The following is a 6,971-nucleotide window of genomic DNA, read 5'->3' on the forward strand; positions in this document are numbered from 1 at the left end:
CGCCCTGCGTGGCGGGGCCGCCCCCCCCCTCCCGGCCCGGTGCGGGGCCCCCGGGCTGCGCCCCCCCCCCCCCCCCCCCCGGGCCGCCCCGCTTCAGGGGTCGGCCGCGTCGGCGTGGCGGACCGCAGCCGGGACCGTGTGGCCCGACCCCGCGCGGCCCCGCGCGGACCGGATGTCAGGCCATCTATGTCAGGCCATCTGGGTAAAGGCCCCGAGAGCCGCCTGCTCCGCCGTCGCGCGGTCCTCGGCGACGAGGCCGATGCGGGTGCGGCGGTCGAGGAGGTCGGACGCGTCCAGCGCGCCTTCGTGACGGACGGCCCAGACCAGTTCGGCGCGGGTGACGGGGTGGCCGGGGACGACGGGCTCGGCGAGATCCGGGTTCTTGAGGCCGAGGTCGTGCACGGCGGTTGCTTCGGTGCCGTAGCGGCGTACGAGGCGAGCGGGTACGTCGAGTCCGGCGAGGGTCTGCGGCCGGGCGGCGCCGACGAGGGGGACGGAGGCGGTACGGCAGGGGCCGGCGGTGAGGGCGCGGGCGGCCACGGCCGCGTCGACGGCGTCCTGGGCCATGCGCCGGTACGTGGTCAGCTTGCCCCCGACGACGGTCACGATGCCGTCGGGGGAGGTGAGGACGGCGTGCTTGCGTGAGATGTCGGCGGTGCGGCCCTCCGCCCCACTGGTGTCGAGGAGGGGCCGCAGACCGGCGAAGGCCCCGACCACGTCCGCGCGGTGGAGGGTGACGTCGAGGGCGGAGCCGAGGACGTCGAGGAGGAAGCCGATGTCGGTCTCGGGGACGTCCGGCACGTCGGGGACGTCGCCCTCGACGGGTTCGTCGGTGAGTCCGACGTACACCCGGCCGTCGCCCTGGGGGAGGACGAGGACGAAGCGGTTGGTCTCGCCCGGGATCGGGATGTGCAGGCCGGCGGAGAGCCGGCCGAGGTCCACGTCGCGCAGGACGAGATGGGTGCCGCGGGAAGGCCGCAGCCGTACGTCGTCGACGAGACCGCCGGCCCACACACCGGCCGCGTTGACGACCACCCGGGCACGGATGCGCAGCTCCTCGCCGGTCGTCTCGTCGCGGACCCGCGCGCCGTCGCCGGTGAGTTCGAGGGCGCGGGTACGGGTGAGGATGCGGGCGCCGTGCGCGGCCGCCGTACGGGCGATCGCCGTGACCAGGCGGGCGTCGTCAGTGAGTTGGCCATCCCAGGAGAGCAGTCCGCCGCGCAGTCCCGTGGTGCGCAGGGCCGGGGCGAGGTGGCGCGTCTCGACGGCGGACAGGGTGCGAGGCGCGGGGAGGGTGGCGCGTGACGTACGGGCGGAGGCGCGCAGCAGGTCGCCGGCGATGAAGCCCGCGCGGGCGAGGGCGGCCTGGCCGCGGCTGACGAGCGGGGTGAGGGGCAGGACGAAGGGCTGGGCGCGGACCAGATGGGGCGCGGTCCGTTCCATCAGGATGCCGCGTTCGACGGCGCTCTCGTGAGCGACGTCGAGCTGTCCGGTGGCGAGGTAGCGCAGGCCGCCGTGGATCAGCTTGGAGCTCCAGCGCGATGTGCCGAACGCGAGGTCATGGGCGTCGATCGCGGCGACGGTGAGGCCGCGGGTGGCCGCGTCGAGTGCGGCTCCGGCTCCGGTGGCGCCGAGTCCGACGACCAGGACGTCGACCTCGGTGCCGGCTGCCAGCTCGGCGAGTTCGCGGCTCCGGCGCTCGGCGTTGAGCGAGGAGCTGCGCGGGTGGCTCAGGGGGGTGTGGGGCGTCACGGGGTGAGGGTCCTCTCCAGCAGGGTGCGCAGCTCGTCGAGGAAGGCGGCTTCGCTCAGTTCGGGATCGGTCTCGTCGGTCATGGTGCGCAGCGAGAGCGTGAACGACTGCACGACGAGCAACAGGGATCGGGCCTGCAGGTCGACGGGGGCGCGGCGCACCGAACCGTCCTCGTGACCCGCGCCGAGCGCCGTGACGAGGAGGCCGAGGAAGGCCTCCTGGCTGGCTCCACGCCGATCGAGGATGTACGGCAGCAGCAGCTCCGGGTCCACGTCGAGGATCTTGTGGAAGAGCGGGTGGGCGCGGAACGCGGCGGCGCCGGCGACGAGCCCGTCCACCATCCGCGCCCGGACGGGCCGGCTGTCGCCGTCGCCCGACATGGCATCGGCGGCGACGGCGATCCACTCACGGGTCATCAGGTCGCCGACGAGGCTGCGGACGTCGGGCCAGCGCCGGTAGAGCGTCATCCGGGACACGCCCGCGCGCCGGGCGACGTCGGTGAGGGTCGTGCGCCGTACGCCGACGGCGAGCACGCAGTCGCGTGCGGCGTCCAGCACGGGATCTGCGTCCGAGTGGTTGTGACGAATGGGCGTCATCTGTCACAGTGTAATGCCAGTACGGGCCGAGCGGCAGCACCGTCCGTGAATCAGACCGAGAGGAACTTCTCGAAGTGGACATGTTGTGGAGCGGCTGGGGCGACCCGGCCAAGGCGGCCCCCCTGCCCGACGCGGTGACCGGCCTGCTGCGTGACCTGCTCGGCGTCACCCCCCGCGCAAGCGGACCGTCGACCCTCGACGAGATCGAACTCCCCGCCCCGACGCTGACCGACGAGGCGCGCACCGCGCTGCGGTCGGCGCTCGCGGCCGAAGACGCACTGCGCGACGACGCCGAGAGCCGTATCCGGCACACCCGCGGCAAGTCCACCCCCGACCTGCTGCGCATCCGCGCCGGCGAGGTCGAGGACATCCCGGCCGCCGTCGTACTCCCGGCCACCCATGACGAGGTGCTGGCCGTGCTGCGCGCCTGCGCCGCCCACGGCCTGTCCGCCGTCCCGTTCGGCGGCGGTACGTCCGTCGTCGGCGGCCTCGCGCCCGAGACGAAGCGGCCGTTCGTCGCCCTCGACCTGCGCCGCCTCGACCAGCTGCTGGCCGTCGACGAGGTGTCCCGCACCGCCGTGCTGCAGCCCGGACTGCGCGGTCCCCAGGTCGAGGCCCTGCTGAACGAGAAGGGCTGGACCCTCGGCCACTTCCCGCAGTCGTTCGAGTGGGCCACCGTCGGCGGCTTCGCCGCGGCCCGTTCCAGCGGCCAGGCCTCCGCCGGATACGGCCGCTTCGACGAGATGGTCCTCGCTCTCACCGTCGCCACCCCCGAGGGCACGCTGGAGACCGGACGCGCCCCCCGCTCGGCCGCCGGCCCCGACCTGCGCCAGCTGATCCTCGGCTCCGAAGGCGCTCTCGGAGTCATCACGGCGGTGACCGTACGCATCCGGCCCCTTCCGCAGAAGCGCGTCTACGAGGGCTGGCGCTTCGCCTCCTTCGAGGCCGGGGCCACCGCCCTGCGCCGGCTCGCCCAGGACGGCCCGCGCCCCACCGTGCTGCGACTGTCGGACGAGACCGAGACCTTCATCGGCCTCGCGCAGCCGGACGCCATCGGTGCCGCCGACACCCCGCCGAGCTCCGGCTGCATGGCGATCACCGGCTACGAGGGCACCGAGGAGGAGACGGCGGCCCGGCGCGCCGCCGCCCGCGAAATCCTGCTCGCCTGCGGCGGAGAGTGCGTCGGCGAGGAGCCGGGTGACCGCTGGGAGCACGGCCGCTACAACGCGCCGTACCTGCGCGACGCCCTGCTCGACGCCGGAGCCTTCGCCGAGACGCTGGAGACCGCCGGGTTCTGGTCGACGCTGCCCCAGCTGTACGCGGCGGTGCGCGACGCGCTGACGACCACCCTCACCGAAGCCGGCACCCCTCCGCTCGTCATGTGCCACATCTCGCACACCTACGAGAACGGTGCCTCGCTGTACTTCACCGTCGTCTCGGCACAGGGCGAGGACGCGGTCGCGCACTGGGACCCCGTGAAGCGGGCCGCCAACGACGCGATCCTGGCGGCGGGTGGCACCATCAGCCACCACCACGGCGTGGGCACGGACCACCGCGACTGGTACGCCCGCGAGATCGGCCCCCTGGGAGTCCGCATGCTGCAGTCGGTCAAGGCCGAGGTCGACCCGTCCGGTGTGCTCAGCCCCGGCGTCCTCATCCCCGTCCGCTGATCCCGCCCGTCCGTAGTCCCCGCTCCTCCCGCCCGCCGATCCCCTTCTCCCGCCCGGAGGCCTGATCCATGCGACAGTTCACCGCCGTCGTCAACCCCACCGCCGGGGGATCCAGCGGCACGGCGGCCCTGCTCCCGCTGGCCCGGCTGCTGCGGGAAGCGGGTGCGCGCCTCGACACCGTGTACAGCCGCAGTCTGGAACACGCGCAGGAACTCGCCCGACGGGCGGGAGAACAAGGGGACGTCGTGCTCGCGGTCGGCGGTGACGGGATGGCCGGCTGCGTCGGTGGCGCGCTCAGCGGCACGGACACGGTGTTCGGCCTGGTTCCCGCAGGCCGCGGCAACGACTTCGCCCGCGCGCTCGAGCTGCCCACCGACGCCCCGGGGCTCGCGCGAGTGCTGCTCGACGGCGTGCCGCGCCCCGTCGACACGATCGAGGTCGAGTCCGAGGTCCACGCTCGGATCTCCGTCCTCGGGAGCGTCTACGCGGGCGTCGACGCGGTCGCCAACCGCCACGCCAACGCCTCACGCCTGCTGCGGGGCGCGGCGTCGTACTACGCGGGCGGCCTGAGGGCCGTCCTGGCTTGGCGGTCGGCCGCGTACCGCATCACGGTCGACGGGGTGCTGCACGAGCGCGACGGCTACACGGTCGTCGCGGCGAACTCCGGCTTCTACGGCTTCGGCCGGAACGTCGCACCCGGCGCGCGCCTCGACGACGGGCTTCTGGACGTCGTGGTGATCGGCGACGCCCCCAAGCGCCACTTCTTCGCGACGATGAACGAGCTGAAGACCGGCGCCCATGTGAACCGTCCCCAGGTGGAGATCCTGCGCGGCAAGGAGATCCGCATCGAGGCGGACCGTCCGCTCCCGTACGGCGCCGACGGCGAGGTCGACGCGACCCTGCCGGTGACGGTGCGGGTGCAACCGGGGGCGCTCAACGTACTGGCCTGACCGCGCCGGGACCCGAAGCTCCGCGTCAGCCGACAGCCTCGGTCCTCCGTCACGACGATGGGTCGCCCGCCCTCACGGCGGGCGGCCCATCGTGGCGTCGGGGGCCGAGCAGCCCGGCCAACGGACGGAAGGCACCCTTCGATCCGCCGACGACCCGCGTCATACCGCCGTAAACCCGCAGGTTAGAGTCGTGGACGGGTCGCGCCGCCGCACCAGGGCGATGCGCAGGGCCGGGCCGGCTGTCGATCACAGAGCCCGCTACGACGTCCCCACCGCTCCTGCCCCATACGGCCCTCGGCCGCCTGCCACGGAAACAGCACACATGAGTACCGCCGCCCCTTCGCGTCCCGACCACGCCCACGCCACGCCCGACGGCCCCCGTCCGCCGCGGTTCGGCGGCCGTGCTCCGGCCAGGCCCACGCCGGCGGCCGCGTTCCACAGCGTGAGCGCCGCGACAGCCGTCCTTCTGGCACTGGTCGCGATCGGCGCGGTCATCCACGAACCGGTGCTGATACCCCCGCTGGCCGCCAGCGCCGCTCTGGTGCATGCCGCCCCCACGCTGCCCCTCGCCCAACCCCGCAGCGTCGTCCTCGGCCACCTTCTCGGCGCCGCCGTGGGTTACGCCGCCCTCGCCACCGCGGGCAGCAACGCATGGGCCGCGGCCGTCGCCGCGGGCCTCACCCTGGCGCTGACGACGTTCGCCCGTACGCCCCACTCCGCGGCCTGCGCCACCGCCGTCGTCATCGTGCTCCAGACACCCGCACCCGCCCGGTTCGTCCCCCTCCTCTTCGGCTCCACGGTCCTTCTCGTGCTGACGGGGTACGCCGGCTCCCGCATCCGCCGCACCTCACCGAGGTACCCCGCGTACTGGTGGTGACCCCACGGCCCGTCGGGTCTGCTCACGGTGCTCCGTGTGACCGACTCCGAGCCGGCTCAGCCTTTGCCACGTCATCCTCCAGACAAAGAGCTCGCCTTGCCGACCGGTGCGTACCTACCCTGAGCGCAGCGGGACCGCGCGGTTCCGCAGGCTGCGGAGCCGTGGCAGAGCGGCCCATTGCGATCGGTGTGAGGGATGCCCCTCTCATGCCGACTGAGGGGGATCGGGTGGGCATACCCTTCCCCGTCCGCGGGTTCGAATCCCGCCGGCACCGCAGCCGGCCAGCACTCCGTCCCCGCGCGAGCCTGGAGCAGGTGGGCGTGGCGTCAGCGCCCTCCTTGCCCGTCCCACGCCGCCGGACCCCGGACGGGAAAGAGCGTGCGATTGTCGGTCGTGCGTGAAAGTCACTACCTCCACGAGGGGGTTGATCATCGACCTCCCCGTTCGGACACAACAAGGGGTGGGGACATGGCGTTGCTCCGTGAATGGGGGCTCACGCTGGGGAGATGGGCAGGTCGGCCCGTCGCGCATGTACAGGAGGACTCCGGTGATCCCGACGTGCGGCGCGTGCGCGAGGCCGCCGCGGCAGCGGATTGGGACGCCGTTCGGGACGTGCTCGAAGCACGTCCCGAGAGCGAGGACCGGACCGAGCTGCTCTGGGCCGTCGGCGACGTCGCGGGAGTCGAGCGGTGGATCGCCGGCGTGCTCGAAGCGGAACCCGACGCGGCGCTGCCCCGGCTCGTGGCCGGCATCCGCCACATCAGCTGGGGGTGGGAGGCCCGGACCGGCGCCCGGGCACAGCACGTGTCACGCGAGCAGATCGAGATCTTCCACGACCGGCTGCGTACGGCAGAGAAGTACCTGTACGAGGTCGCCGAGCGCGAACCGCAATGGACGTCGCCCTGGTACGGCCTCCAGACCACCGGCCGCGGTCTCCAGGTCGGCCCGTCCGTCGCGCGGCGCCGCTTCGAGGCGACGGTACGACGCGACCCGCACCATCCAGGGGGTGTCTTGTCGATCAGGCCGGATCTGGGAGCGGCGTCTGGTGCATGGGGCCTCCCCAGGCCCGCAGGGGCCGAGGGGACGGATCGCAAGGCGGAGGAGGGAGTCAACGCGGTGGGGGCAC

At 73.7% G+C, this 6,971-nt stretch carries 5 protein-coding genes and 1 pseudogene; 4 read left to right on the forward strand and 2 right to left on the reverse strand.

Translation table 11 applies throughout. The features are described 5' to 3' along the window. Window positions 1–189: 189 nt before the first annotated feature. Both ACFVZW_RS36350 and ACFVZW_RS36355 read right to left on the reverse strand, forming a co-directional pair. Complete coding sequence (locus ACFVZW_RS36350; protein WP_384530774.1) at window positions 190–1,752, reverse strand: glycerol-3-phosphate dehydrogenase/oxidase; 1,563 nt, start codon at window positions 1,750–1,752, stop codon at window positions 190–192. Then, on the reverse strand, window positions 1,749–2,348 hold the full coding sequence (locus tag ACFVZW_RS36355) for a TetR/AcrR family transcriptional regulator (RefSeq protein WP_384530776.1): 600 nt from the start codon (window positions 2,346–2,348) through the stop codon (window positions 1,749–1,751). Before ACFVZW_RS36355 ends, ACFVZW_RS36350 begins: the two co-directional genes overlap by 4 nt. 74 nt (window positions 2,349–2,422) lie before the next feature. On the opposite strand from ACFVZW_RS36355, the gene ACFVZW_RS36360 reads away from it, so the two are divergent. The 4 genes and pseudogenes from ACFVZW_RS36360 to ACFVZW_RS36375 all read left to right on the forward strand — a co-directional run. Then, on the forward strand, window positions 2,423–4,018 hold the full coding sequence (locus tag ACFVZW_RS36360; RefSeq protein ID WP_384530778.1) for an FAD-binding oxidoreductase: 1,596 nt from the start codon (window positions 2,423–2,425) through the stop codon (window positions 4,016–4,018). A gap of 68 nt (window positions 4,019–4,086) precedes the next feature. Continuing rightward, window positions 4,087–4,968: a diacylglycerol/lipid kinase family protein gene (locus tag ACFVZW_RS36365; protein WP_383556525.1), complete on the forward strand. Its 882-nt coding sequence runs from the start codon at window positions 4,087–4,089 to the stop codon at window positions 4,966–4,968. A gap of 322 nt (window positions 4,969–5,290) precedes the next feature. Then, entirely contained in the window at window positions 5,291–5,845 is a 555-nt protein-coding gene (locus ACFVZW_RS36370) for an HPP family protein (RefSeq protein ID WP_384530780.1), read from the forward strand. A 612-nt stretch (window positions 5,846–6,457) separates the two neighbouring features. Further along, window positions 6,458–6,971, forward strand: a pseudogene (locus tag ACFVZW_RS36375) (hypothetical protein); the annotation flags it as partial.

Origin of the sequence: Streptomyces sp. NPDC059567, from assembly GCF_042735655.1 — a bacterium.
In the GTDB taxonomy this organism is placed as follows: domain Bacteria; phylum Actinomycetota; class Actinomycetes; order Streptomycetales; family Streptomycetaceae; genus Streptomyces.